We start from the raw sequence: 23720 nt of genomic DNA, 5'->3' as shown, positions 1-23720 counted from the left end.
TGCGGCACGGTGCCGTTACCTGCGACCGAACCCGATGAGGCGGATTCTTGACCCCATACCTGCACGCCACCGATCTTGCCTGCGACCGCGATGGGCGCCTGCTGTTCGAGCATCTGCAGGTCCAGGTGGCTGCAGGCGACATGCTGCAGGTAGGGGGACCCAACGGCTGTGGCAAAACCAGTCTGCTGCGCCTGCTGGCCGGGCTGATGCAGCCCGCCGATGGGCAGGTCGTCTTTGCCAGCCCGGCGCTGCCCGCGCAGCGCAGCGAGCGTGGCGGTCAGCTGCTGTGGATCGGCCATGCGATGGGTATCAAGGATGCCCTCAGCCCAGAGGAAAACCTCGCCTGGCTTTGTGCGCTGCATACGCCCGCCAGTCGAGAGCAGATCTGGACGGCCTTGGCGGCGATCGGTCTGCGCGGCTTCGAAGACGTGCCGTGCCGTATGCTTTCCGCGGGTCAGCAGCGCCGCGTGGCGTTGGCCCGTCTGTATCTGCCCAGCCCGCCGTTATGGATTCTCGACGAACCCTTCACCGCGCTCGATGCGCAGGCGGTCGAGCAGCTGGAGCAGCACCTGGTCGATCACTGCGAGCGAGGCGGCATGGTGGTGCTGACCACACACCATGTGCTGGGGCAGACGCCGAATCGCTACCGGCGACTGGAACTGGATGCGAACGCGGCATGAGTGTCTTCGTCCTGTTGCTCAAGCGCGAGGCGCGACTGCTGTGTCGGCGACCCGCAGAGCTGGCCAATCCTCTGGTGTTTTTCGCCATCGTGGTTGCGCTGTTCCCGCTGGCCGTCGGACCGCAGATGCAGCTGCTGCGAAGTCTGTCCCCAGGCCTGGTGTGGGTGGCCGCGTTGCTGGCGGTGCTGCTGTCGCTCGACGGCTTGTTTCGCAGTGATCTGGAAGACGGCTCGCTCGAGCAATGGGTGCTGTCCGAACACCCATTGCCAGTGCTGGTGCTGGCCAAGGTGCTGGTGCACTGGGCGTTCTCCGGGCTGGCGCTGGTGCTGGTTTCACCGCTGCTGGCCCTGATGCTCGGCTTGCCTGAACGATGCCTGCCGGTGCTGCTGGCCTCGTTGCTGCTCGGCACGCCGGTGCTCAGCTTGCTGGGCGCGGTGGGGGCGGCGCTGACCGTCGGGCTCAAGCGCGGTGGTCTGTTGTTGGCCTTGCTGACGTTGCCGCTGTACATCCCGGTGCTGATTCTGGGCAGTGGCGCGCTGCAGGCGTCGTTGCAGCAGCTGCCGACCGCTGGCTACCTGTTGTGGCTGGGCAGCCTGACGGCACTGGCCGTGACCCTGGCGCCCTTCGCGATCGCGGCCGGGCTCAAGATCAGTGTCGGCGAATGAACGGACGAGGCCGGGTGTGCGACCGGCTCATGCTTTTGAATACGGGGTCATGAAGAACAAGGTGATGAACTGGACGTGGTTTCACAAGCTCGGCTCGCCCAAGGCGTTCCATGCCCTGAGCGGGCGCTTGCTGCCCTGGCTGGGCCTGGCGGCGGCGTTGCTCATCGGTGCAGGTGTGGTGTGGGGCCTGGCCTTCGCTCCGCCGGATTACCAGCAGGGCAACAGCTTTCGCATCATCTACATCCACGTGCCTGCGGCCATGCTTGCCCAGTCCTGCTACGTGATGATGGCCCTGGCCGGTGTAGTCGGGTTGGTCTGGAAGATGAAGATCGCCGACGTCGCACTGCAATGCGCCGCCCCCGTGGGCGCCTGGATGACTGTGCTGGCGCTGGCCACCGGCGCCATCTGGGGCAAGCCGACCTGGGGCAGTTGGTGGGTGTGGGATGCGCGCCTGACGTCCATGCTGATCCTGCTGTTTCTGTACCTGGGGCTCATTGCCCTGGGCCAGGCCATCAACAATCGCGAGAACGCGGCCAAGGCCTGCGCGGTGCTGGCCATCGTCGGCGTGGTCAACATTCCGATCATCAAGTACTCGGTGCAGTGGTGGAACACCCTGCACCAGGGCGCCACCTTCAGCCTGACCGAAAAACCGGCGATGCCCGCGCAGATGTGGCTGCCGCTGTTGCTCACGGTCCTGGGTTTCTATTGTTTCTTCGGTGCGGCACTGCTGCTGCGCATGCGCCTGGAAGTGCTCCGGCGCGAGGCTCGCAGCCGCTGGGTTCAGGAATACCTGGCCGGTGAACTGAAACCGAGGGTCGGTCCATGAGCTTCACTTCGTTCGCCGAGTTTCTGAGCATGGGCCGCCATGGCGTCTATGTCTGGTCGGCCTATGGCCTGTGCCTGCTGGTACTGATCGTCAACGTGGTCGGGCCGCTGCTGGCCCGGCGACGCTATCTGCAACAAGAGGCGCGACGCCTGCGCCGGGAGGGCCGACCGTGAAACCGCAACGGCGCAAACGCCTGACGCTGATCCTCTCCCTGGTGGCCGGCGTCGCCCTGGCCGTCGGACTGGCCCTTGGCGCATTGCAGCAGAACATCAACCTGTTCTACACGCCAACGCAGATCGCCAATGGCGAGGCGCCGACGGGCACGCGCATTCGCGCCGGTGGCATGGTCGAAAAGGGCTCGCTGCAACGCTCCGGCGACTCGCTGGATGTGCGCTTCGTGGTCACCGATTTTCAGCACAGCGTCACGATTACCTACCGTGGGATCCTTCCCGATCTGTTTCGCGAAGGGCAGGGCATCGTCGCTCTGGGCACCTTGAACGCTGACGGCGTCGTAGAGGCGGATGAGGTACTGGCCAAGCACGATGAAAAATACATGCCGCCGGAGGTCACCAAGGCCTTGAAGGATTCCGGCCGAATGGGAGCTTCACAATGATCGGTGCTCTGCTGGTGCCCGAGTTGGGCCACTTGGCGATGATCCTGGCGCTGTGTCTGGCCCTGGTTCAGGCCAGCGTGCCCTTGGTGGGCGCATGGCGCGGTGATCGACTGTGGATGAGCCTGGCACGGCCGGCTGCCTGGGGCCAGTTCACCTTCCTGGTATTGGCATTCGCCTGCCTGGCCGCGAGCTTTCTGAGCGACGATTTTTCCGTGCGCTACGTGGCCGAGAACTCCAACAGCGCATTGCCCTGGTATTACAAGTTCAGCGCCGTATGGGGTGCCCACGAAGGCTCCTTGCTGCTGTGGGCGCTGATCCTGGGCGGCTGGACCTTTGCCGTGTCGATCCGCTCACGGCAGTTGCCCCAGGTCATGCTGGCGCGGGTGCTGGCAGTGATGGGCATGATCAGCGTCGGCTTCCTGTTGTTCCTGATCCTCACGTCCAACCCCTTCACCCGCGTGCTACCGCAGATTCCGGCCAACGGTCGCGACCTCAACCCGTTGCTGCAGGACATCGGTCTGATCGTCCATCCGCCGATGCTGTACATGGGCTACGTCGGCTTTTCGGTGGCCTTCGCCTTCGCCATCGCCGCGCTGCTGGGCGGCAAGCTGGACGCCGCCTGGGCGCGTTGGTCGCGCCCCTGGACCATGGTGGCCTGGAGCTTCCTGGGCATCGGCATCACCCTGGGTTCGTGGTGGGCGTACTACGAACTGGGCTGGGGCGGCTGGTGGTTCTGGGACCCGGTGGAAAATGCCTCGTTCATGCCCTGGCTGGTCGGCACTGCGCTGATCCACTCCCTGGCGGTCACCGAGAAGCGCGGCGTGTTCAAGAGCTGGACGGTGCTGTTGGCCATTGCTGCGTTTTCCCTGAGCCTGCTGGGCACATTCCTGGTGCGCTCGGGCGTGTTGACCTCGGTGCATGCGTTCGCCTCGGATCCGACCCGTGGCGTGTTCATTCTGATCTTCCTGCTGTTCGTGGTGGGCGGTTCATTGACGCTGTTCGCGCTGCGTGCGCCGGTGGTCAAGAGCCACGTGGGCTTCGGCCTGTGGTCGCGGGAGACCCTGCTGCTGGGCAACAACCTGATCTTGGTGGTGGCCGCTTCGATGATTCTGCTGGGCACCCTGTACCCGCTGGCGCTGGATGCTCTGACCGGCGCCAAGCTGTCGGTCGGTCCACCGTATTTCAATGCGCTGTTCGTGCCCCTGATGGCGTTGCTGATGCTGGCCATGGCCGTTGGCGTGCTGGTGCGCTGGAAACACACGCCGACCGCCTGGCTGCGTAGCATGCTGGTGCCGGTACTGCTCGGCAGCGCCGTGCTGGCGCCGCTGGCCGCCTGGTGCCTGGGGGATTTCGCCTGGCCGGTGCTGAGCACGTTCGCCCTGGCGGCCTGGGTGGTGCTGGCCGGGGTGCGCGACTTGCACGACAAGACCCGTCACAAGGGCCTGCCCCGCGGCATTGCCGGCTTGCCGCGCAGCTACTGGGGCATGCAGCTGGCTCACCTGGGCATTGCCGTTTGTGCCCTGGGCGTGGTGTTGTCGAGCCACAACAGTGCCCAGCGTGATCTGCGCATGGCGCCGGGCGATGCGGTCGATCTGGGTGGCTATCAGTTCATCTTCCAGGGCGCCGAGCCTCATCGGGGGCCGAATTTCAGCGCCCAGCGGGGCAGTGTTCAAGTCCTGCGCAATGGCGTGCAAGTGAGCCTGCTGCATCCGGAAAAACGCTTGTACAGCGTGCAGCAATCGGTGATGACCGAGGCAGGCATCGATGCCGGCTTCACCCGCGATCTCTACGTCGCGCTTGGCGAACCCTTGGAAAACGGCGCGTGGGCGGTGCGGATCCACGTCAAGCCGTTCGTGCGCTGGATCTGGCTGGGTGGGCTGATGACCGGTCTGGGTGGCTTCCTCGCCGCACTGGACCGGCGCTATCGCATCAAGGTCAAGGCGCGTGTGCGTGACGTATTGGGCAAAGGGGCCGTAGCATGAAACGTTGGCTGTTGGCGGTGCCGCTGGGCGCATTTCTGGTGCTGGCCGTGCTGCTTTACCGCGGGCTCTATCTTGACCCCGCGCAGTTGCCGTCGGCCCTGATCGGAAAGCCGTTTCCCGAGTTCAGCCTGCCTGACACCCAGGGCCAACGAACGCTGACTCGAGTCGATCTGCTGGGCAAGCCGGCGTTGGTCAATGTCTGGGGAACCTGGTGCGTGGCCTGCCGCGTCGAACACCCCGTGCTCAACACGCTGGCCGAGCAGGGCGTGCTGATCTACGGCATCAACTACAAGGATGACAACGTGGCAGCACGGCGGTGGCTGGCCGATTATCACAACCCCTACACGCTGGACATCAACGACAAGGACGGCAGCCTGGGCTTGAACCTGGGCGTGTACGGCGCACCGGAGACGTTCCTTATCGACGCCAGGGGCGTGATTCGCCACAAGTGGGTCGGGGTCATCGACCAGACCGTTTGGCGCGAGCAACTGGCGCCGTTGTACCAGGCGCTGCTCGACGAGGCCCGGCCATGAAGCGCTGGCTGCTGCTGTCGATACTGCTGTTGAGCCTGTCCGGCGTGGCACGGGCTGCCATCGATACCTATCAGTTCGCCAATGACCAGATGCGCGAGCGCTTTCACCAATTGACCCAGCAACTGCGTTGCCCCAAGTGCCAGAACCAGGACATCGCCGATTCCAATGCACCTATCGCCGGTGACCTGCGCCGTGAGATCCATCGGCTGTTGACCGAGGGCAAGGATGACGGGCAAATCATCGAGTTCATGGTCGATCGCTACGGTGAGTTCGTCCGTTACAAGCCAGCGCTGACCGCGCGTACCGGGCTGCTCTGGTTCGGCCCGGCGGTTTTGCTGGTGGTCGGCATGGGCGTGATCGCGGTGACCTTGCGACGTCGGCGCAGGCAACCCGCTACCAGCCCGCGTGATCTCGACCCCGCCGAACGCGCCCGTTTGGCCGCGTTGCTCGCCCAAAAACCGTTGGATGAAGACCGCCCATGATCGATTTCTGGCTCGCTGCCGGCCTGTTGCTGCTGCTCGCCCTGGGTTTTTTGCTGGTGCCGTTGCTGCGTGCCCGTCGCACCCAGCCCGAGCAGGACCGCACCGCCCTCAACGTGGCGCTGTATCAAGAGCGCCTGGCCGAACTGAATACGCAACAGGCTGCAGGCGTCTTGACGGCCGCGCAATTGGAAAGCGGCCAGGCCGAGGCCGCCCGCGAGTTGCTGGCCGATACCGAGGGCGGGGAGGTGCTCGCTGACGCCCGTCTGGGCCGCTCGATACCGCTGGCGGCTGCGGTTCTGGTGCCGGTGGTGGGGCTCATGTTGTACCTGCACTATGGCGCCAGCGACCAGGTCGAGTTGAGCCGCGAGTTCGCCGTACCGCCCACGTCCATGGCGCAGATGACAGCGCGCCTGGAACAGGCGGTGCAGATGCAGCCGGAGGCGGTGGAGGGGTTGTACATCCTGGGTCGGACCTACATGGCGCAGAACCGGCCGGCGCAGGCGGCGGACTTGTTCGAGCGCGCCGCAAAACTCAGCGGTCGTCAGCCAGAGGTGCTGGGGCAGTGGGCGCAGGCGCTGTATTTCGCTGCAGGCAAGAAATGGTCCGAGCAGATCCAGGCACTCACTGACGAAGCCCTGCTGGGTGATCCGAAGGAAGCCACCAGTCTGGGTTTGCTCGGCATCCTCGCGTTCGAAGGGCGCGATTTCGACAAGGCTATCGCTTACTGGGAGCGCCTGCTGGCCACTCTTCCGGACAAAGACCCCGCACGCACGGCATTGCAGGGTGGAATCGAACGTGCCCGTGGCCAACTGGCCGCCGGTGGCAAGTTGCCTGTTGCCGAGCCCGCTCCGGCACGTGCCGTATTGAAAGTGCAGGTGGCCTTGGCACCCGGTGTGGCGGCCAAGGTGCAGCCCGGCGACAGCGTGTTCGTCTTTGCCCGCGCGGTGTCCGGGCCGCCCATGCCACTGGCGGTCAAGCGCCTGACGGTGGCTGACCTTCCGGCTCAGGTCGAACTGGCGGACAGCGATGCGATGATGCCGCAGCTGAAACTGTCGAACTTTCCCGAAGTCCAACTCATCGCCCGGATATCCAGGGCCGGCCAGCCCACGCAGGGCGAATGGCTGGCGCGAGGTGCGCCGATCGCCAGCGAAAGCGCCGCCGTGCAGCAATTGATGATCGACAGCCCTGACCTGTAGAGAGATGCCATGAACCGTTTAGCTCGAATGGCCGTCATCGGCCTGGCCCTGGGCATGAGTGCCTGCGCAGTGCAGCGCCCGTCCGAACCTGCGCCGCAGCCACCGGTGCAGACCCTGCCACCGACAGGACCGAGCACCGCGCCCACTCCAGCCCCACCTGCGACGCCCACGCCACCCGCGCCCAAGCCAATGCCGCGGACCTCGGCCAGCTTCGCCCCGCCTCCGGGCGGTGCCAGCCACTGGGACCCGAGTCTGGGCGTGTACGTGCTTGAAGATCAGCCCGACACCTACTATCGCCAGCGCACCTACTACCGCTGGAACGACGGCTGGAGCTGGGCCACCAGTCCCAGGGGCCCATGGGAAGCCACCGATACCACCGGCGTGCCGGCTGGCTTGGGACGCAAACATCCCTGAAGCACGGCAGGCGCGAGTCAGTTCTGCATGATCTGACCCACCAGGCTCGCCACCCGCTCGACCCCGCGGGCACTCAAGTGGTCGTGGTCCTTGTACCACGACCCACTGTCACCGATCAGGCACGTTTGTGGACTGCACAGCGCTTCATCGAGGCTGACCAGGCGAATGCGTTCGCGCGCGCTGTCGGCGGCGAACAATGCGCGTGTGTAGTGCTGAAACTGCAGGTGTTTCGCGTAGGGCACGGACAGCCGGTCGAGCAGCCGTTGCGTGTGTTCGGTATTGTCCCCCTTGTCGCGCGCCAACCGATAGTAGAGCTGCTTCGGACTGGTCTGCTGTTGCGGTGCCTGAGCCACCACGTAGACCTGTGCGCCCAACGCTCGGTAGGCATCGATGGTCCGTTCCAGGGCTTTTTCGAATACCGCGCGCGAGGCCTCGCGGGTGCGCGCCTGGCTGGCTTGATCCACCAGGAAATAGCCGCTCATGCGGTTCTGGTCGTAATCGCCATCGGTGTACAGCGTCCAGCGTGAAACCAGCACCACCGTCTTGATGCCATGGGCCTTCACATAGTCGTACTCGCGCTGGGCCAATGCCGGGCACGCCCCTGGCGCATAGTTGCCCACCGCCACGTCGACGCCCAGCAACGGCGGGCAGCCACCCATGCCAATGTGAGCGATGCGCCGGTCGTACCGCTTGCCTGCGGTATCGAACGCCGGCAACAGGGCTTCGGCATGGCTGTCGCCGAACACCGCCACGTCTGCGGCCTGCTGCTGGCGATCGGCACCGAACAGGCAGAAGTCCATGCCCCAGCCCTTGCCGTCATAGTTCGTGTCGCAGGCGTCGCGGATATGCGGGTCTTCGAAGGCGGTCATGATGCTGGGATCGACGTCGAAACGCTGGCTGAAGCCATTGTTCACGAAGCCGGTGATGCCTAACGCCACTAACAGTAACGAAGCGCTGGCACTGTAACGCCACAGGCGAGCAGCAGGCACGTGGCGTCGGTCGCGAAAGGCGCGTTCGACAAAGCGCCAGCTCAGCCAGGCCAGTACCAGCGACAGCCCGCTCAAGCCCAACATGGTCGTTGGAGTGGGCGCCACCAGGCTGTTGTTGCGGGCAAAAGCGAACAGCGGTTGATGCCATAGATAGGCGCTGTAGCTGATCAGTCCGATGCCTACCAACGGGCGGCTCGCCAATACCCTTCCGACAGGGTTACCCGGATGGGCGAAGAGGATCACCAATCCTGCCCCAACGGTGGGCAGTAAAGCATTGAAACCGGGAAACGCCGTGGCGTGATCAAAGGCAAGCACGCCATAGCCGATCATGGCCACGCCTAGCAGACTGCCAGCCTGCGCGTGCCAGGACGAAGCGGTCGAGCGTGGTCGCCTAGCGAGGTAGAAGGCGATGAAAGAGCCCACCAGCAGCTCCCACGCGCGTGCGTGCAGCAGGTAGAACGCGGCCACGGATTCCTGGCGGGCGCCATGCTCGGCCAAGGCCAGACTGGCCAAGGCGAGCACGGCCAGTATCGCCACCACGGTGCGCCGACCCAGGCGCCACCCAGCCATCAGCAGCAATGGGAAGAGCAGGTAGTACTGCTCCTCAACCGCCAATGTCCAGGTATGCAGCAGAGGTTTCATCTCGGCGGCAGCGTCGAAATAGCCGCTTTCGCGCCAGAACAGCAGGTTCGACGAGAACAGCGGCACCGCCGCCAGGCTCTTGCTGAAAGCCTTGAGGTCCGGCGGGTCCAGCCACATCCACGCCATGGGCAGACAGACCAGCAACATCACGAACAGCGCCGGCAGAATCCGTCGGGCCCGACGCTCGTAGAAGCGCAGCAGGAAGAAGTCGCCTTTGGTCATTTCCGCCAGGATGATCGAGGTGATCAGATAACCGGAGATCACGAAGAACACGTCGACCCCCACGAATCCGCCGGAAAACAGGCTGAAGCCGGCATGGAACAGGATCACCGGCAGCACGGCTAGCGAGCGCAGGCCGTCGATTTCCGGGCGGTATTTCAGTACGGCATCCGATGGTGTGCTCATGATGATCGAACTCGCGCCAACGCTGGAGCGCGCGCGATGAAAAACCATCGGGCAGGCTACCGCCGAACGTTGGACGTAGGAAAGAGAAGGGGGGAGAAGCGAAAGGCAGGGCGTTACAGGCGAGTTTTTACCCCAAGCCTGCAACGCTGTCCAGCGGTTGAGCGATCGTTTACTGGCCGGTGTAGATCTGGTCGAACACGCCACCGTCATTGAAGTGGGTCTTCTGCACGCTGCGCCAGTCGCCGAAGGTTTTCTCCACCGAGAGGAATTCGACTTTCGGGAAGCGATCGGTGTACTTGGCCAGCACTGCAGGATCACGTGGGCGCAGGTAGTTGTTGGCCGCGATTTCCTGGCCTTCCGGCGACCACAGGTACTTCAGGTATTCGTCGGCCGCGGCACGCGTGCCCTTTTTGTCGACGACCTTGTCGACCACACTGACGGGGGGCTCGGCCTCGGCTGAAACGCTGGGGTAGACGACCTCGAACTGATCGCGGCCGAACTCGCGGGCGATCATTTCGGCTTCGTTTTCGAAGGTGATCAGCACATCGCCGATCTGGTTGGTCATGAACGTGGTGGTCGCGCCGCGTCCACCGGTGTCCAGGACCGGTGCCTGCTTGAACAGCTTGCCGACGAAGTCGCGGGCCTTGTTTTCATCGCCACCATTCTTGAGCACATAGCCCCAGGCCGACAGGTAGGTGTAGCGGCCGTTGCCGGAGGTCTTGGGGTTGGGGACAATAACCTGCACGCCATCCTTGAGCAGGTCAGGCCAGTCCTTCAGCGCTTTTGGGTTGCCCTTGCGCACGATGAACACGGTCGCCGAGGTGAACGGTGCGCTGTTGTTCGGCAGGCGCGTGACCCAGTCGTCGGGCACCAGTTTGCCGTTGTCAGCCAGGGCATTGATGTCGGTGGCCATGTTCATGGTGATGACGTCAGCCGGCAGGCCGTCGATCACCGAACGCGCCTGCTTGCTCGAACCACCGAAGGACATCTGCACGGTGATGGCTTCGTTGTGTTCGGCTTGCCAGTGCTTCTGGAACGCACTGTTGTAGTCCTTGTAGAAGTCGCGCATCACATCGTACGAGACGTTGAGCAGGCTGGGCGCGGCCTGGGCCAGGCCGGTCAGGCTCAAGCCTGCCGCCAACAGCGAGGCACCGATCAATTTTTTCACTGCAGTTCCCTCTTCGAGCGTTCTTGGAAATAGGCGGCATTATGCCTGCGGCCCGTTGCCAGGCGTTATGGGGGCGATTAGATCAAAAAGGGCGGTGCTTATAGCACTTTCTTGAACAGCGCATTGCCACACTGGGAGCAGAACGAGGCTGTCTGTTCGTGGCTGCTTTTGTGGCACACCCCGCACTCGTGCTGCAGGCCTTCGCTGCGCATGGCGTTGGCCAGTTCGGCGGTGAAGATGCCGGTGGGCACGGCGATGATCGAATAACCGGTGATCATGACCATCGCCGAGAGCACCTGACCGATCGGCGTGGTCGGCACGATATCGCCGTAACCTACCGTGGTCAGCGTGACGATGGCCCAGTAGATGCCCGTGGGGATGTTGGCGAAACCGTTCTGCGGGCCCTCGACCACGTACATCAAGGTGCCGAACACCGTGACCAGAGTGGTGACGCTCACCAGAAACACGATGATCTTCTGCTTGCTGCCACGCAGAGCCGCCAGCAGGTAGTTGGCCTGCTTCAGGTAAGGGCTGAGCTTGAGCACGCGGAAGATCCGCAGCATGCGCACCACGCGCACGATCATCAGGTACTGGGCGTCGCTGTAGTAGATGGCCAGGATGCCGGGGACGATTGCCAGCAGGTCGATCAGGCCGTAGAAGCTGAACGCATAGCGCAGGGGCTTGGGCGAGCAGTACAGGCGTAGCAGGTACTCCACGGCGAAGATGAACGTGAAGCCCCATTCGATCCAGGCAAACAGGTCGGCGTATTGGCTGTGCACCGTCTCGACGCTGTCGATGATCACTACCAGCAGGCTGGCGAGGATGATCAGCAACAAGGTCTTGTCGAAGCGGCGTCCGGCAGGGGTGTCGCTCTGGAAGACGACGACGTACAGGCGATCACGCAGAGTGGTCATGGCAAAGGGGTTCCCAAGAAGGCGCACAGCGTAGGAGCTTTGCCGCGTCGGTGCAAGGCTGTGCGCCGACCTCGTCAGCGGGTCTGGCGAGGTGGCGCTATTCCGGCGCGCAGCCCTTGAGCACCAGCCGCGTGATGGTGTCGATGGCTGCTTCGTAATCGCTGTCGTCCAGCTTGGCCTTGCCGGTGATCGAGGCGATCTGCCAGTCGAAGTCGGCGTAGGTCTGCGTCGCGGCCCAGATGCTGAACATCAGATGATGAGGGTCCACCGGAGCAATCTGCCCACGATCGATCCAGGTCTGCAGACACTGGATGTTGTGCAATGCCTGGGCGTTGAGCTGTTCGACCTGATCGGCGCTCAGGTGCGGCGCGCCGTGCATGATTTCGCTGGCGAATACTTTCGAGGCGAAGGGCAGGGCGCGGGAGATGTGGATCTTGGAGCGGATATAGGCGCGCAGCACCGCTTGCGGCTCGCCGGCCGTGTCGAACGGCGTGGAGGCCTGCAGGATTGGCGTGATGATGCTTTCCAGCACCTCGCGGTAGAGGTTTTCCTTGGACTTGAAGTAGTAGTAGACGTTGGGCTTGGGCACACCGGCCTTGCTGGCGATGTCCTGGGTCTTGGCGGCGGCGAAACCCTTGTCGGCGAATTCTTCGCTCGCCGCACGCAGGATGAGGGCCTTGTTGCGCTCGCGAATACTGCTCATGGTGGGCAAAGATCCTTGTTTCTGCGCAGTGGCATCCGGCCGCGCCGGAGGGTCTGCGATGGTAGCACCGGCCTTGCCGAGCGCTCAACAACGGCCCGCCGGGGAACTAAGCCGGTGTCCCATGCGTCAGCCACCTAACTCACCCATAAGGATGCTCCCCGTGGCCGCAGGCAATTTGCTTACGCTTCTCGACGATATTGCAACCCTGCTCGACGACGTTTCCCTGGCCGCGAAGAAAACCGCTGGGGTGCTTGGCGACGACTTGGCGCTCAACGCCCAACAGGTCACCGGGGTCAAGGCGGATCGCGAACTGCCGGTGGTCTGGGCAGTAGCGAAGGGCTCCTTGCTGAACAAGGCGATCCTGGTGCCGGCGGCGCTGTTGATCAGCGCGTTCGCACCGTGGCTGATTACGCCGCTGTTGATGATTGGCGGTGCCTATCTGTGTTTCGAAGGTTTCGAAAAGGTGGTGCACAAGTTCCTGCACAAGGACTCGGCGGCTGACCTTGAGCAGCGCAAGGCCGCCATGGCCGATGCCAAGGTCGACATGGTCGCGTTCGAGAAGGACAAGATCAAAGGCGCGGTGCGTACCGATTTCATCCTCTCGGCGGAAATCATCGTGCTGGCCTTGGGGGTGGTGTCAGCGCGACCCTTCCTGGACCAGGTCGGCGTACTGGTCATCACAGCGGTGCTGATTACCGTCGGTGTCTATGGGCTGGTGGCCGGCATCGTCAAGCTGGACGATGTGGGACTGTACCTCAAGCAGAAAACCGGATCGGCCAGCCAGGCGCTGGGCAATGGTCTGCTGTGGCTGGCGCCGGTGTTGATGAAGGTGTTATCGATTCTGGGCACCATCGCCATGTTTCTGGTGGGTGGCGGCATCATTGCCCACGGCCTGCCGTTCGTGCATCACATCAACGAGGCAGCGGTGGCGTTGGCCGGTGGCGGCGTGATGGGCACGGTGGCCAGCACCTTGGTGGACGCACTGACCGGTATCCTTACCGGCGCCGTGGTCCTGGCTGTTGTCACCCTTGGCAAAAAGCTCTTCGGCAAATCCTAGCCCCTGTAGCAGCGGCGCAAGCCGCGTCCGGTTCCGACGCGGTCCGACTGCCACACCGCATCCACCGCCGACGCGGCTCGCGCCGCTGCTACAGGCACCGCGGCCGGGTTTGCCTGGCGTTCTGCCGGATTCAGGGCTTCATGCCCAGCCCTGAGGACAGGTCCGTACCCTCGCTCGCCATGGCGCGCGTGACCGGGGACGGTTCGGGTGCCTTGGCGGTCGCCTGCTTCACCGTGTCCTTGGCCACCGCATAGGCTTCCTGCCCCTTGGACTTGAGCGTATCGGCCAGGTCATCTCGCGTCTGTCCCATCAACTCATTTTCCTTGCGCGTCGATGGCAATGCCGCGCCCAACGCCGCTCCCAGAGCAATGCCGATGGCCGCAAGCACCAACGGTTGCTCTTTGAGCAGTTGCTCGAACTGACCTTTCACCTCGCTGGCCTGCTCCTGCACGCGTTGACCGACGTCATGAGCCTTGTCCGTGAGTTGGCTTGCCGTAGCGTCCAGAGAATCGGTGGCCCTGTCAGACAGATCACTCGCCTTGGAACGCAGGCTCTGCCCGTGGCCACGCGCCGTATCGGCCGCGCCATGCAGGCGATCACCAGCACCCGAAAACGCCTGACTGACCTGATCCGCCACCTGACTGACCATGCCGCCCAACCCCGACCCGCTCGACGCCGAATCAGGCTGGAACGGCTTGTTCTGGTTCATCGCCAGCCAGGCCAGACCGACCCCGGTGAGCACCGTGGGCACCGGATTGTTCTTCAAGGTCGTGCCCAGGTTCTGGAAGAACTCACCGCCGTTGCCCTTGGTGTACGACAGGGCCTGGTCGAACAGCTGGCCCGGCGTGAACCGGCTTTCCAGGGAGTCGACCAGATTGCTGATGCTGGCACGCTTGGCGTCGATCTCGCGTTCCAGATCTTCCGGGCTTTTGTCCAGATCGCTATTCAATGAGCTGCTCATGAGACTTTCCTCTTCAGTGCTTCCTTGTCCTGCTGCATGGCGTGCAGGGTCCGGTCCGGTGTGAAGTGCGACGGTTCGAACTGCTTCTTGCCCGACTGCAACATGATGAAACCGGCGATCACGGTGATACCGCCGACGATCAGCGCGGCGAGCCACAGCTGCATCACGGTACCCAGGCCATACACGGCCGCCATCAGCAGGATGATGAAACCGGCCAGTAGCACGATCGCACCGCCCGCCACGGCGGCAATGCCCGTTTTGAGCGTGGTCAGGCTCTGCTGCATTTCGGCCTTGGCCAGTGCCAGCTCCTTGGTGAACAGCTCCGGCACCTCGCGCGTCAACTGGCGCAGCAGGCCGCCGATGGAGGCATCGTCCTGGCGGACCGAGTCCATACGTTCCTGGGGTGTGTCGAACGGATCGTTGTTCATCACAGAGCCTCCCGTGGCGGCGTGGGCGTCGAGTACAGCGTGGTCCCGCCCAGCGGCGGACTGACGGCGGCCTGGGTGGCCGGTTCCGGGACGCTGGCCGCGGCAGGATCGGCCGACAATGGCGGCACGGAGGTCTGGTATTGCGGTAGGTCGGAAGGCGCAGGCAAGCTCGAACCTGGCCTGGACGGCGCGCTGGCGCTGGCGCGCAAGAACCGCGACAGCGCGAAGCCTATCGCCACGCTGCCGGCCAGGAACACGGCCGGATTGTCCCGTGCCAACTGCGCGCCCTTGTGCAGAAGCTCTTCGGCGCTCTGGTCGCGAACCTGGTCGGCAAAGGTGCCAAGCCCCGATGCCAATTGACCTAGGTATTGCGACAACCCCAAGGTGTCCTTGCCCTCCAGCGCAGAAGCAGCTGATTGCGCGCTGTCCACCAGGGAATCGATCTGATCGGTGGCCAGGTCGCGCAGGTGTTCGTACTGTTCGGCGCCCTGCTGCTTGGCGTCGCTCAATGCAGCGCCAGCTTCGTCGGCCAGAACCTGCAGGTGCTCTTGTGGCGTGCTGCCTGGGGACGTGTTGGCGTCAGCCTCGTCGCTGGCAGGTCGTTGCGTCGTATCCATTGCTTTTCTCCCATCATTGGAATGAGCACAGGGCACAAAGCACAGCTTGCCGAGCACAGGTTTACCGCGACACTCAAGCGGATGACGTTCGATACTTTGCAATAGTTCACGCCAGTGGATGAATGCCTGATTTAAAGAGTTCGTTAAATACGTGTGTGCTTGGCTGAATAAAGATCATTGCGCAATTATTGAAACGATAAACCCATGCTAATGTGCCAGTAGTCATTCTTTTATAAATAACCTTCCGTCCGGCTGGTCAATATAAATGGCATTAACTCGGCGAACTATCTTCCTACTTAGGACGGCGTTGTTTAAGTGGCTCTCGTTTGTCAAGAGTTTCCGTGTGCCGCTCCATGACTTGCTCGCATAATTAGATAGCCTGAGGATTTGACAATGTTCTTGCACAACAAGCGTTTGCAATACACCGTGCGCGTTGCCGCACCCAATCCCGGACTGGCTAACCTGTTGCTGGAACAATTCGGTGGCGCACAGGGCGAACTGGCTGCCGCGGCACGCTATTTCACCCAGGCCCTGGCCGAGGATGATCCGGGCCGCAAGGATCTGCTGATGTCCATCGCCACCGAAGAGCTGAGCCACCTGGAAATCGTCGGTTCGATCATCGTCATGCTCAACAAGGGCGCCAAAGGTCAATTGGCCGAAGGCGTGCAGGAAGAGGGCGAGTTGTACCGTGCCATCAACGGTGCCGGCAATGACTCTCATATCACCAGTCTGCTTTATGGCGCCGGTGCGCCCTTGGTCAACTCGGCCGGTGTGCCGTGGACGGCAGCCTATATCGATACCATTGGTGAACCCACTGCCGATATGCGCTCCAATATCGCCGCCGAGTCGCGCGCGAAGATTGTCTACGAGCGGTTGATGAATGTGACCGATGATCCAGGCGTGAAAGAAGCGCTGGGCTTTTTGATGACGCGTGAAATAGCGCATCAATTGTCGTTCGAGAAAGCCTTGCACTCCATTCAGCCCAACTTCCCCCAGGGCAAGTTGCCGGGCATGCCGGAATTCACCAACAAGTATTTCAATATGTCGGGTGAGCCGAATGTACGTGGGCCGTGGAATCAGGGTGAAGAGTGGGAGTTCGTCGAATCACCCGAGCCTGCGGTCGACGGCGGTGATGGCAGCGCTTCGGTAACCTTGTCTGCAGACGATGCGGATGTACTGGAAGCCATGAAGCTGCGTACCGAGTCCGATCCGGATGCGGACCCAGTCACCGGGGCCGATCTGGGCTCGGGCAAGGCGTAAGGCATCGCGCTCTGATCGCTGTACGGATCAGAGGCAAAAAAAGCCCCCGCAGCCAGGCTGCGGGGGCTTTTTCATGCTGCGAGACCTGTGCATACCGCAGCTGTCGCCGACGCGGCTCGCGCCGCTGCTACAGCGTTCAAGGAATCAGGCGTTCGCTGCGCAGCTTCTCGAACACGTCGAAGAATGCCTGATCGCTGGCCTGAAACTCCGTGAAGCCCAGTCGACGGCTCTTGGACACATCAGTGACCACCTCGATCGGACGGCCCAGATCGGCATCGGTGTGCCAAGGTGAAACCAGCCGATCGATATCCGCTTCGCGCAGGCCATGTTTCTGGGCCAACTGTTGCCATACGTCGGCGTCGTCGGTCATTTGCTCTGCCAGAGGCGTGACCTGCTGCGGATAGGGCGCTGCCTCGACACCGAACCAGTCGGCGATCTGCTGCCACATCCAGCTCCAGCGGAACACGTCACCGTTGGTCACGTTGAAAGCCTGATTGGCCGCCGCGGGAGTCGTACTGGCCCAGAGCAACTGCTTGGCCAGCAGACGGGCGTCGGTCATGTCGGTCAGGCTGTCCCACTGCACGCGCGAGCCGGGGAACACGAACGGGCGGCCGGTGGCTTTGCAGATGGAGGCATACACCGCCAAGGTGGTTGCCATGTTCATGGCGTTGCCAACAGCCACACCGGTAATGGTGTGGGGGCGATGCACACTCCAGGTGAAACCATCGCGCTCGGCGGCGGCGAACACTTCATCTTCCTGGGCGTAATAGAAGTTCTCGACGTCCAGGCGACCCTGCTCCTCACGAAACGGGGTCTGCGGCAGGCTGCCCTTGCCGTAGTTTTCGAACGGGCCCAGGTAGTGCTTGAGACCGGTGACCAGGGCCACATGCTTGACGCTTCCTGCCGCGCGCAAAGCGTCGAGCACGTTGCGCACCATGGCGGCGTTGACGCGGATGTTCTCCGCTTCGGTGTCCTGGCGGGCCCAGGTGGTCAAAAAGACGTGGGTGGGCTTGAGCTCGGCCAGCGCCGTGGCCAGTGAAGCCGGGTCCATCAGGTCAGCCTGGACCGGGGTGACACCCTCGGCCACGGCTGGCTTGCGCGCCAAGCCGGCGACCTGCCAACCCTGGTCGAGCAGCAGCCGCGAAGTCGCGCTACCAACGATGCCGCTGGCGCCTACCACCAATGCAGAATGAGTCATGTTGTCTCCCGTTTTGAGTGGATGCTGTGGCGTTGGACCGCAACATCCCGCAGGGGACTGCATCGAATTGCGTGTGGTGGGACGTCGCAGCGCTGCTGCGCAGAGCGCCTAGCGCTCGTCGAGGGCGAAGCGGGTCAGGCAGAAGGTGCCGACCCCGGCGTCCCGAAGACGCTGAGAGCCTTGAAGTTCGGGCAGGTCGATGATGGCCGCCGCCTCGAACACCTCCGCGCCCATCCGCCGAACCAGATTGGCCGCCGCGATCAGTGTGCCGCCGGTGGCGATCAGGTCATCGAACAGCACCAGCGAGTCTCCTTCGCACAGGCTGTCGGCGTGCACTTCCAGAAACGCTTCGCCGTATTCGGTCTGATAACCCTCGCACAGCACGTCCGCCGGCAGCTTGCCTTGCTTGCGGAACAGGATCAGTGGCTTGTTCAGCTCATGGGCGACGATGGAGCCGATCAGAAAACCGCGCGCATCCATCGCGCCGATGTGGCTGAACTGAGCGTCGATGTAGCGGTGTACGAAACTGTCGATCACCAGGCGCAAGGCCTTGGGTGATTGAAACAACGGGGTGATGTCGCGAAACACCACGCCGGGCTTGGGGAAATCCGGTACGGGGCGGATCAGGGACTTGAAGCTGTGTTCGTCGAAAACCATCGGTCATAGCTCTGGAAGGGCAGGGATGGCGCAGTATAACCTTCACCGCTGGCCAGTACTGCCCCGCCGGCTGCGGTCATTTGACTAGGCTCTGTGTGAAAAGCCTTGATACTCGGTGATGCTGCGTTGAAAACAGCCGAGGAATGCTCATTTACAACCCGTAAACTCCGCTTCCTCGGCTGTTTTCGCCTTGCCTGACCTTCTTCTCAAGACTTTTCACACAGACCCTGGGGTGCCACCGGCCACCGCGCACAGCTGCTGCGCATCGAGGATACGCACTTCCTTGCCTTGCGCTTCGAGCAGGCCGTTCTGCTGGAAACGGGTGAACACCCGCGACACGGTTTCCACCGCCAGGCCGAGAAAGTTACCGATCTCGTTGCGCGACATGCTCAGGCGAAACTGCACAGCCGAGTAGCCGCGGGCGGTATGCCGAGCCGACAGGTTGACCAGAAAGGTGGCGATGCGCTCGTCGGCGGTCTTCTTCGACAGCAGCAGCATCATCTGTTGGTCGTCGCGGATCTCGCGGCTCATCACCCGCATCAGTTGGCGACGCAACTGCGGCAGTTGCTCCGACAGCTCGTCCAGACGCTCGAAGGGAATCTCGCACACCGAAGTGGTTTCCTGAGCCTGCGCGGTGACCGGGTACGTCTGGCTGTCCACCCCGGACAGTCCCAGCAGTTCGCTGGGCAAGTGAAAACCGGTGATCTGCTCTTCACCGTTGTCGCTCAGGCTGAACGTCTTCAACGCACCTGAACGCACCGCGTACACGGCACCGAAGGCTTCGCCTTGGCGAAACAGGAACTCGCCTTTCTTCAGCGGGCGGCCGCGCTTGACGATATCGTCCAGCGCGTCCATGTCGGCCAGTTCCAGCGACAGGGGCAGGCACAGGGGCGCCAGGCTGCAGTCCTTGCAATGGGTCTGATGAGTGGCGCGGTTTTTCGCCGGCTCGGACATTGGTCGATCCTTCTTGAAACATCTTGATAAGCACTCGTGACCGGACAAGGGTAACCCAGTCAACCGCCTCCAGGCCAACAACCGCCATCAGGCGCGGGGAACTACGCGCCAACCACAGGCTCAGCTACATCAGGAAAGCCACCGCGTCACAGCCAAAGGTAGATACCCATGAACACGCTTTTTCGTGCACTGAAATACAGCGGGGTGATCGGCATGCTTTTATCGGCCTCATGCGGCGTCGGTGCCGCAACCGGGCTCAGCGCCTCGAGTCCTGCGGCGGGCGGCGGGGGCGGGTCGACCGTGAATACGGCCCCGGCCGCCAGCACTGCGCAGCCCCAGGCCAACACCACACGCAACCCGTCCAGCAGCATGAATCGCGCCCCGGCCACCCGAAGTTCGAGTACGATCCAAGAGCCCGCGTCCTCCTCACCGTCGGACACGACCGACACCTTGCAACAGCAACGCCAGCAGAGCGGTGCGCAGATGATCGAAGAACGCAAGGGGCGAGCGGCGGACAGTAACTGACCCGAAACCAGAGGAACAAGCATGTCGAAGAGAATAGCGTTGGTGACAGGCGCCGGCAGCGGCATTGGCCGGGCGACCGCCCTGGGGCTGGCGGCCGATGGTTTCTGTGTGGTGCTGGCGGGCAGACGCCTGGAAGCCGTGCAGGCGGTGGCGCAGCAGATAGCGGAGCAGGGTGGTGAAGCCCTGGCGGTGGCGGCCGATGTCCGCGACAGCGTCAGCGTCGATGCCTTGTTCGCACAGGTTGAGCAGATCTACGGACGTCTCGATGTGATTTTCAACAATGCGGGCATTGGCGCCCCTGCGGTGCCGATCGACGAGCTGGACGTGGCCAAATGGACCGACGTTCTGCAGACCAATGTCACCGGCGTATTCCTGTGCTGCCGCGCCGCGTTTGGGCTGATGCGCCGCCAACAACCGCAAGGCGGACGGATCATCAACAACGGTTCGATTTCGGCGCACATGCCGCGCAGTTTCAGCATGCCCTATACGGCCAGCAAGCACGCCGTGCTCGGCATCACCAAAAGTCTGGCGCTCGATGGCCGCGAGTTCAGCATCGCGTGCAGCCAGATCGATATCGGCAATGCCCTGACCGAACTGTCGGCACGCATGACCAAGGGTGTACGCCAGGCCAATGGCGACATCGCCGTCGAACCTATGGTGGACATGGAGCATGTGGTCGATGCAGTTCGTTACATCGCAAAGCTGCCGTTGTCGGCGAACGTGTTGAACATGACCGTGATGGCCACCAATATGCCGTTCGTTGGACGAGGCTGAAACGCCTCCCTGCGACTTGCGCGGTCTCGCTACGCTGTCGATCGGCGTGGATCAGGGTTTATCATGGTGCTCTTTCCCTTGCGAGCACCCTGCCGGAGCCCTGCCACCGATGTCACTGATTCACCATTCCAGTTCCGCGCCGTCCGAGGACATCAAGAGTCAGCTGCTGCAGATGGTCGTCGACTATCTCACCGACATCAGCAGTCTGGGTATCACCCCGAGCAATCCGCTCTATCAGCTCTACCAGTATGGTGTTGGCTACGAAGTGCATCAGTATCTGGAAGCGATGTCGGGCGGTCGTGAGGTGCGACCGGAACTGGTCTTGGCATTCGACGAAGCGCAGCCGGAAACGCTGGACGGGTTCGCCTTGTTCCTGCGCGCCGAGCACGACCCTTCCGTGTGCACCGTGGCCTACATGGCAGTACGCGCCTCGAAACGTCGCAGGGGCGTGGCGCGGGGCTTGCTCGATGTGATCAAGCAGCGTCATGCCCACGTGGAACTGGCGTGCGTGGTGAGCAAGGTGTCATGGTTCGAAAACATGGGGTTTCAGGTGATCGGCGCGCAAGGCCCGCAGGTCAAACTCAGTTGTGACGGTGAAGCGACCGATCAGCCCATTGCGGTACTGGATGTGGCGCCCATCTATGCATCATTGGAAGTACGGCAGATTCACGCCTATCTGCTCAATCAGCACGGCCGCAAGGCCATGCTCGACGCCGAAAAAAAGCGTGACCGGCAACTCGACCACATGACCCGCCAAGCCGCCACATTCGCCCGGGACTCACAAATCTGACCGGTTGTCCCATTCCCCTGTAGCGGCGGCGCAAGCCGCGTCATCTACCACCCAGGTATCCCTGATCAAGCACCCGTTCGAACGCCGAGGCCGGCGCGCACCGCTCACATCAATGAATATGCAGCGACTTGTTGACCTTGTTCAGCAACCGCTCGCTCGTCCAGGGCTTGGGCAAGAACTCGACGTTCGGCCCCAACACCAGGTCGCGACCGGAGAAACCGGAAGTGAGCAGGATCGGCAGGGCAGGCCAGCGCTCGGCGGCCAACATGCTCAGGTCGTAGCCGTCCATTTTTCCGGGCATGCGAATGTCGCTGACCACCATGTTGACCTCGCCTGGATGGGTTTCCAGAAAGTCGCAACCTTGGTCAGCCGTCTGAAATGCCGTGACCTTGAAGCCTGCATCTTCAAGTACCGTCGTCAGCAGATCACGGATAAGATCTTCGTCTTCGAGGACCAGAATGGAGGCGGTGGGCATGGGGCGTACCTTCAAAGATGCATAAGCGGCTACACAGTCGACTGATACAACTTGAAAGGGTTCTGTGCCAAGAAAAAAAGACTGACGAAAGGGCATAAACTGTTGCGTACAAGTAACGGATATGCAAAGAGATTCAGCCCAGATTGCCAATGTCGAATAAAGTCCCCAGCGGTATCCTTTTCCTTCGCAGCGCTCACGTCTCTGGCTGGCTGATCACCACGCGCAGGTGCTAACCTCATGCCGAGCGCGCCACCGTCTTGCGCCAGGGCCCCGTTGGCCCGGCATCCTTTCGAACGAGTCCGATCATGAACAAAGCAACAGGCATCCTCGCTGGCATCGTCGTCGTGGCCGCAGCCGCCACCGTGGGTGGGGCCTGGTACACCGGCACTCAGCTGGAGCCGGTCCTGAGCACTGCCATCAGGCAAGCCAACCGGGAAATGGCGGCGTCCTTCAACGTCGACGGCCAACCCGGCATGCAGATCGAACTGCTGTCGCTGGAGCGACGTTTCTTCACCAGCACGGCGCACTACCGCATCACACTCAACAACTTGCAAGGTGATAGCGGACCTGAACGCCGCGAGCTGTTGCTGGTCGATCACATCGAGCACGGGCCACTGCCATGGTCGCACCTCAAGGCCTTCAGGCTCATGCCGGTGATGGCGGCGAGCAACTTCGAGCTCGAGCGTAACGCCGATACCCAGGCCTGGTTCGCCATGAGCCAGAATCAGCCGCCGTTGCGCGGTCAGGTCAGCCTTGGCTACGACGGCGCCAGCGATACCCGCCTGCAACTGTTGCCGCTCGACGCCCGTGAAGGCAATGACACCGTCCGGTTTTCCGGCTTGAATGCACGCCTGACGCTGAACGCCGACGCCAGCCGCTACAGCCTGACCGGTCAGAGCGATGAACTGCTCGCCGATATCGAAGGCCAGGCCGGACGCCTCCAGGCGCAGTTCAAAGGCCTGAGTTTCGACACCGGTGGCATCCTGGGCGCCTCCGGCCTGTACCTGGGGCACTCCGATCTCAAGCTGGCCCAGGCCAGCCTGCAAGGCGCCGATGTTGCGCCCGTACGGGTGGAAAATCTTTCCGCCTCCGGCCTGATGCAAGAAGTCGAGGGCAACCTGGATGTCCAGGCCAGCTACAGCGTCGGCGCCTTGAACTATGCCAGCCGCCCGGTCGGCGCGCTGCAGATGAGCGTCAAGCTGGCCAACCTCGACATCGCCGCCAGCCGTGAATTCGGCGATCTGTACCGAACCGTCATCGCCCCGCAATGGCAGACACCTCTGCCTGATGGCACCTTACCGCCCCTGCGCTTGACCCAGGTGCAGCGCCAACAACTGGACGCGGTCATCGGCAAGCTGCTCGATGCCAAGCCCCGCTTGCAACTGGAGCGGTTGAGCCTGGCCACCGAACACGGTGAGAGCCATTTGAGCATGATGGCGCAACTGGCCAATCCGGCGCCGACGCAACCAGGCTCTCCTGCCTATTGGCCTGCGCTGATCGCCAGTCTGCAGGCCGATTTGCAAGTGTCCAAGCCGATGCTGGCCGACGTGGGCAGTCTGCAAGCCAGCCTGCAAGGGCAGAGCGACCCGGCACGGGTGGCCCAGGCCGGACGTGATCTGACTGCAACCATTGCTGGCTTGGGGCAGATGCTGGGCTTGGTCAAGGATGAAGGCGAACACCTGCGCGCTACCCTGCGCTACAGCGATGCCGTTGTGGATTTCAACGGTCAGAAGATGCCGCTGCAGCAATTCGCCCAGATGCTCGGCCAGGTCGGCGTCATGGGGAAGCGCTGAGGGCAGAGGTGCCGCAAGC

General features: G+C 62.7%; 27 protein-coding genes. 15 read left to right on the top strand and 12 right to left on the bottom strand.

The window, feature by feature from the left end:
- Positions 1 to 47: 47 nt before the first annotated feature.
- From ccmA to ASF66_RS08440, 10 genes are all read left to right on the top strand, one after another.
- The gene (gene ccmA / locus ASF66_RS08485) at positions 48 to 680 is read left to right on the top strand and encodes a cytochrome c biogenesis heme-transporting ATPase CcmA (RefSeq protein ID WP_056843528.1); all 633 of its coding nucleotides are present in this window, start codon (positions 48 to 50) and stop codon (positions 678 to 680) included.
- Complete coding sequence (gene ccmB / locus ASF66_RS08480) at positions 677 to 1345, top strand: heme exporter protein CcmB (RefSeq protein WP_056843527.1); 669 nt, start codon at positions 677 to 679, stop codon at positions 1343 to 1345. Before ccmA ends, ccmB begins: the two co-directional genes overlap by 4 nt.
- A 61-nt stretch (positions 1346 to 1406) precedes the next feature.
- Positions 1407 to 2171, top strand: a complete 765-nt coding sequence (locus tag ASF66_RS08475) for a heme ABC transporter permease (RefSeq protein WP_177331298.1) — start codon at positions 1407 to 1409, stop codon at positions 2169 to 2171.
- A complete protein-coding gene (ccmD, locus tag ASF66_RS08470) occupies positions 2168 to 2344 on the top strand; it encodes a heme exporter protein CcmD (protein ID WP_056843526.1) in 177 nt (58 codons plus the stop codon). Before ASF66_RS08475 ends, ccmD begins: the two co-directional genes overlap by 4 nt.
- Positions 2341 to 2784 (top strand): cytochrome c maturation protein CcmE, encoded by a 444-nt coding sequence (ccmE, locus tag ASF66_RS08465; protein ID WP_049858765.1) that lies wholly within the window; start codon positions 2341 to 2343, stop codon positions 2782 to 2784. The genes ccmD and ccmE overlap by 4 nt, the downstream gene beginning before the upstream one ends.
- Positions 2785 to 2795: 11 nt before the next feature.
- Positions 2796 to 4766, top strand: coding sequence for a heme lyase CcmF/NrfE family subunit (locus tag ASF66_RS08460; RefSeq protein ID WP_162240084.1), 1971 nt, complete (start codon positions 2796 to 2798; stop codon positions 4764 to 4766).
- On the top strand, positions 4763 to 5299 hold the full coding sequence (locus tag ASF66_RS08455) for a DsbE family thiol:disulfide interchange protein (RefSeq protein ID WP_049858763.1): 537 nt from the start codon (positions 4763 to 4765) through the stop codon (positions 5297 to 5299). Before ASF66_RS08460 ends, ASF66_RS08455 begins: the two co-directional genes overlap by 4 nt.
- Complete coding sequence (locus ASF66_RS08450; RefSeq protein ID WP_056843524.1) at positions 5296 to 5781, top strand: cytochrome c-type biogenesis protein; 486 nt, start codon at positions 5296 to 5298, stop codon at positions 5779 to 5781. The genes ASF66_RS08455 and ASF66_RS08450 overlap by 4 nt, the downstream gene beginning before the upstream one ends.
- Positions 5778 to 6977 carry a c-type cytochrome biogenesis protein CcmI gene (gene ccmI, locus ASF66_RS08445; RefSeq protein ID WP_056843523.1) on the top strand — a complete coding sequence of 400 codons (1200 nt, stop codon included), beginning with the start codon at positions 5778 to 5780 and terminating at the stop codon, positions 6975 to 6977. Before ASF66_RS08450 ends, ccmI begins: the two co-directional genes overlap by 4 nt.
- Before the next feature lie 9 nt (positions 6978 to 6986).
- On the top strand, positions 6987 to 7391 hold the full coding sequence (locus tag ASF66_RS08440) for a hypothetical protein (protein WP_056843522.1): 405 nt from the start codon (positions 6987 to 6989) through the stop codon (positions 7389 to 7391).
- Between the two features lie 17 nt (positions 7392 to 7408).
- Here ASF66_RS08440 and ASF66_RS08435 read toward each other — a convergent pair whose 3' ends face one another.
- The 4 genes from ASF66_RS08435 to ASF66_RS08420 form a co-directional block, all read right to left on the bottom strand.
- Complete coding sequence (locus ASF66_RS08435; protein WP_056843928.1) at positions 7409 to 9427, bottom strand: acyltransferase family protein; 2019 nt, start codon at positions 9425 to 9427, stop codon at positions 7409 to 7411.
- A gap of 169 nt (positions 9428 to 9596) precedes the next feature.
- The gene (locus tag ASF66_RS08430) at positions 9597 to 10595 is read right to left on the bottom strand and encodes a sulfate ABC transporter substrate-binding protein (RefSeq protein WP_049858759.1); all 999 of its coding nucleotides are present in this window, start codon (positions 10593 to 10595) and stop codon (positions 9597 to 9599) included.
- Positions 10596 to 10693: 98 nt separating this feature from the next.
- The gene (locus ASF66_RS08425; RefSeq protein ID WP_056843521.1) at positions 10694 to 11509 is read right to left on the bottom strand and encodes an ion transporter; all 816 of its coding nucleotides are present in this window, start codon (positions 11507 to 11509) and stop codon (positions 10694 to 10696) included.
- Between the two features lie 97 nt (positions 11510 to 11606).
- Complete coding sequence (locus ASF66_RS08420) at positions 11607 to 12212, bottom strand: TetR/AcrR family transcriptional regulator (RefSeq protein ID WP_049858757.1); 606 nt, start codon at positions 12210 to 12212, stop codon at positions 11607 to 11609.
- 160 nt (positions 12213 to 12372) lie between these two features.
- Here ASF66_RS08420 and ASF66_RS08415 point away from each other — a divergent pair, with 160 nt between their 5' ends.
- Entirely contained in the window at positions 12373 to 13269 is an 897-nt protein-coding gene (locus tag ASF66_RS08415; protein ID WP_056843520.1) for a DUF808 domain-containing protein, read from the top strand.
- 130 nt (positions 13270 to 13399) lie between these two features.
- Here the strand turns inward: ASF66_RS08415 and ASF66_RS08410 are convergent, their stop codons facing one another.
- The 3 genes from ASF66_RS08410 to ASF66_RS08400 are packed head-to-tail and all read right to left on the bottom strand — an operon-like array spanning position 13400 to position 15275.
- The gene (locus ASF66_RS08410) at positions 13400 to 14230 is read right to left on the bottom strand and encodes a DUF3618 domain-containing protein (protein WP_056843519.1); all 831 of its coding nucleotides are present in this window, start codon (positions 14228 to 14230) and stop codon (positions 13400 to 13402) included.
- Positions 14227 to 14622, bottom strand: coding sequence for a phage holin family protein (locus ASF66_RS08405; RefSeq protein WP_156463178.1), 396 nt, complete (start codon positions 14620 to 14622; stop codon positions 14227 to 14229). The genes ASF66_RS08410 and ASF66_RS08405 overlap by 4 nt, the downstream gene beginning before the upstream one ends.
- 35 nt (positions 14623 to 14657) lie before the next feature.
- Positions 14658 to 15275 carry a hypothetical protein gene (locus ASF66_RS08400; RefSeq protein WP_056843517.1) on the bottom strand — a complete coding sequence of 206 codons (618 nt, stop codon included), beginning with the start codon at positions 15273 to 15275 and terminating at the stop codon, positions 14658 to 14660.
- A gap of 393 nt (positions 15276 to 15668) precedes the next feature.
- On the opposite strand from ASF66_RS08400, the gene ASF66_RS08395 reads away from it, so the two are divergent.
- Positions 15669 to 16535 (top strand): manganese catalase family protein, encoded by an 867-nt coding sequence (locus ASF66_RS08395; protein WP_049858752.1) that lies wholly within the window; start codon positions 15669 to 15671, stop codon positions 16533 to 16535.
- Positions 16536 to 16671: 136 nt separating this feature from the next.
- Here the strand turns inward: ASF66_RS08395 and ASF66_RS08390 are convergent, their stop codons facing one another.
- The 4 genes from ASF66_RS08390 to ASF66_RS08375 all read right to left on the bottom strand — a co-directional run bounded on the left by ASF66_RS08390 (position 16672) and on the right by ASF66_RS08375 (position 19784).
- Positions 16672 to 17733 (bottom strand): SDR family oxidoreductase, encoded by a 1062-nt coding sequence (locus tag ASF66_RS08390; RefSeq protein WP_056843516.1) that lies wholly within the window; start codon positions 17731 to 17733, stop codon positions 16672 to 16674.
- Between the two features lie 108 nt (positions 17734 to 17841).
- A complete protein-coding gene (locus ASF66_RS08385) occupies positions 17842 to 18390 on the bottom strand; it encodes an adenine phosphoribosyltransferase (protein ID WP_056843515.1) in 549 nt (182 codons plus the stop codon).
- A 216-nt stretch (positions 18391 to 18606) separates the two neighbouring features.
- Positions 18607 to 19344: a fumarate/nitrate reduction transcriptional regulator Fnr gene (fnr, locus tag ASF66_RS08380; RefSeq protein WP_056843514.1), complete on the bottom strand. Its 738-nt coding sequence runs from the start codon at positions 19342 to 19344 to the stop codon at positions 18607 to 18609.
- Between the two features lie 146 nt (positions 19345 to 19490).
- On the bottom strand, positions 19491 to 19784 hold the full coding sequence (locus ASF66_RS08375; protein WP_056843513.1) for a hypothetical protein: 294 nt from the start codon (positions 19782 to 19784) through the stop codon (positions 19491 to 19493).
- Between the two features lie 106 nt (positions 19785 to 19890).
- Between ASF66_RS08375 and ASF66_RS08370 the strand changes: the two genes are divergently transcribed.
- On the top strand, positions 19891 to 20643 hold the full coding sequence (locus ASF66_RS08370) for an SDR family oxidoreductase (protein ID WP_056843512.1): 753 nt from the start codon (positions 19891 to 19893) through the stop codon (positions 20641 to 20643).
- Between the two features lie 109 nt (positions 20644 to 20752).
- Entirely contained in the window at positions 20753 to 21433 is a 681-nt protein-coding gene (locus ASF66_RS08365; RefSeq protein ID WP_056843511.1) for a GNAT family N-acetyltransferase, read from the top strand.
- A 109-nt stretch (positions 21434 to 21542) separates the two neighbouring features.
- Here the strand turns inward: ASF66_RS08365 and ASF66_RS08360 are convergent, their stop codons facing one another.
- Positions 21543 to 21908 (bottom strand): response regulator, encoded by a 366-nt coding sequence (locus tag ASF66_RS08360; RefSeq protein WP_049858745.1) that lies wholly within the window; start codon positions 21906 to 21908, stop codon positions 21543 to 21545.
- A 305-nt stretch (positions 21909 to 22213) separates the two neighbouring features.
- Between ASF66_RS08360 and ASF66_RS08355 the strand changes: the two genes are divergently transcribed.
- Positions 22214 to 23701: a YdgA family protein gene (locus tag ASF66_RS08355; protein ID WP_056843510.1), complete on the top strand. Its 1488-nt coding sequence runs from the start codon at positions 22214 to 22216 to the stop codon at positions 23699 to 23701.
- The last annotated feature ends 19 nt before the right edge of the window (positions 23702 to 23720 follow it).

Origin of the sequence: Pseudomonas sp. Leaf129, assembly GCF_001423465.1 — a bacterium.
Classification (GTDB): domain Bacteria; phylum Pseudomonadota; class Gammaproteobacteria; order Pseudomonadales; family Pseudomonadaceae; genus Aquipseudomonas; species Aquipseudomonas coleopterorum.
Note: the sequence above shows the minus strand (reverse complement) of the source record. Positions and strands in the feature narration are given on the sequence as shown.

Coding starts and splice junctions, on each gene's coding strand:
- ccmB (WP_056843527.1), top strand. CDS start 677: ATGAGTGTCTTCGTCCTGTTGCTCAAGCGCGAGGCGCGACTGCTGTGT.
- ccmD (WP_056843526.1), top strand. CDS start 2,168: ATGAGCTTCACTTCGTTCGCCGAGTTTCTGAGCATGGGCCGCCATGGC.
- ASF66_RS08455 (WP_049858763.1), top strand. CDS start 4,763: ATGAAACGTTGGCTGTTGGCGGTGCCGCTGGGCGCATTTCTGGTGCTG.
- ASF66_RS08450 (WP_056843524.1), top strand. CDS start 5,296: ATGAAGCGCTGGCTGCTGCTGTCGATACTGCTGTTGAGCCTGTCCGGC.
- ccmI (WP_056843523.1), top strand. CDS start 5,778: ATGATCGATTTCTGGCTCGCTGCCGGCCTGTTGCTGCTGCTCGCCCTG.
- ASF66_RS08440 (WP_056843522.1), top strand. CDS start 6,987: ATGAACCGTTTAGCTCGAATGGCCGTCATCGGCCTGGCCCTGGGCATG.
- ASF66_RS08435 (WP_056843928.1), bottom strand. CDS start 9,427: ATGAGCACACCATCGGATGCCGTACTGAAATACCGCCCGGAAATCGAC.
- ASF66_RS08425 (WP_056843521.1), bottom strand. CDS start 11,509: ATGACCACTCTGCGTGATCGCCTGTACGTCGTCGTCTTCCAGAGCGAC.
- ASF66_RS08420 (WP_049858757.1), bottom strand. CDS start 12,212: ATGAGCAGTATTCGCGAGCGCAACAAGGCCCTCATCCTGCGTGCGGCG.
- ASF66_RS08410 (WP_056843519.1), bottom strand. CDS start 14,230: ATGAGCAGCTCATTGAATAGCGATCTGGACAAAAGCCCGGAAGATCTG.
- ASF66_RS08405 (WP_156463178.1), bottom strand. CDS start 14,622: ATGGACTCGGTCCGCCAGGACGATGCCTCCATCGGCGGCCTGCTGCGC.
- ASF66_RS08400 (WP_056843517.1), bottom strand. CDS start 15,275: ATGGATACGACGCAACGACCTGCCAGCGACGAGGCTGACGCCAACACG.
- ASF66_RS08395 (WP_049858752.1), top strand. CDS start 15,669: ATGTTCTTGCACAACAAGCGTTTGCAATACACCGTGCGCGTTGCCGCA.
- ASF66_RS08390 (WP_056843516.1), bottom strand. CDS start 17,733: ATGACTCATTCTGCATTGGTGGTAGGCGCCAGCGGCATCGTTGGTAGC.
- ASF66_RS08385 (WP_056843515.1), bottom strand. CDS start 18,390: ATGGTTTTCGACGAACACAGCTTCAAGTCCCTGATCCGCCCCGTACCG.
- fnr (WP_056843514.1), bottom strand. CDS start 19,344: ATGTCCGAGCCGGCGAAAAACCGCGCCACTCATCAGACCCATTGCAAG.
- ASF66_RS08370 (WP_056843512.1), top strand. CDS start 19,891: ATGTCGAAGAGAATAGCGTTGGTGACAGGCGCCGGCAGCGGCATTGGC.
- ASF66_RS08365 (WP_056843511.1), top strand. CDS start 20,753: ATGTCACTGATTCACCATTCCAGTTCCGCGCCGTCCGAGGACATCAAG.
- ASF66_RS08360 (WP_049858745.1), bottom strand. CDS start 21,908: ATGCCCACCGCCTCCATTCTGGTCCTCGAAGACGAAGATCTTATCCGT.
- ASF66_RS08355 (WP_056843510.1), top strand. CDS start 22,214: ATGAACAAAGCAACAGGCATCCTCGCTGGCATCGTCGTCGTGGCCGCA.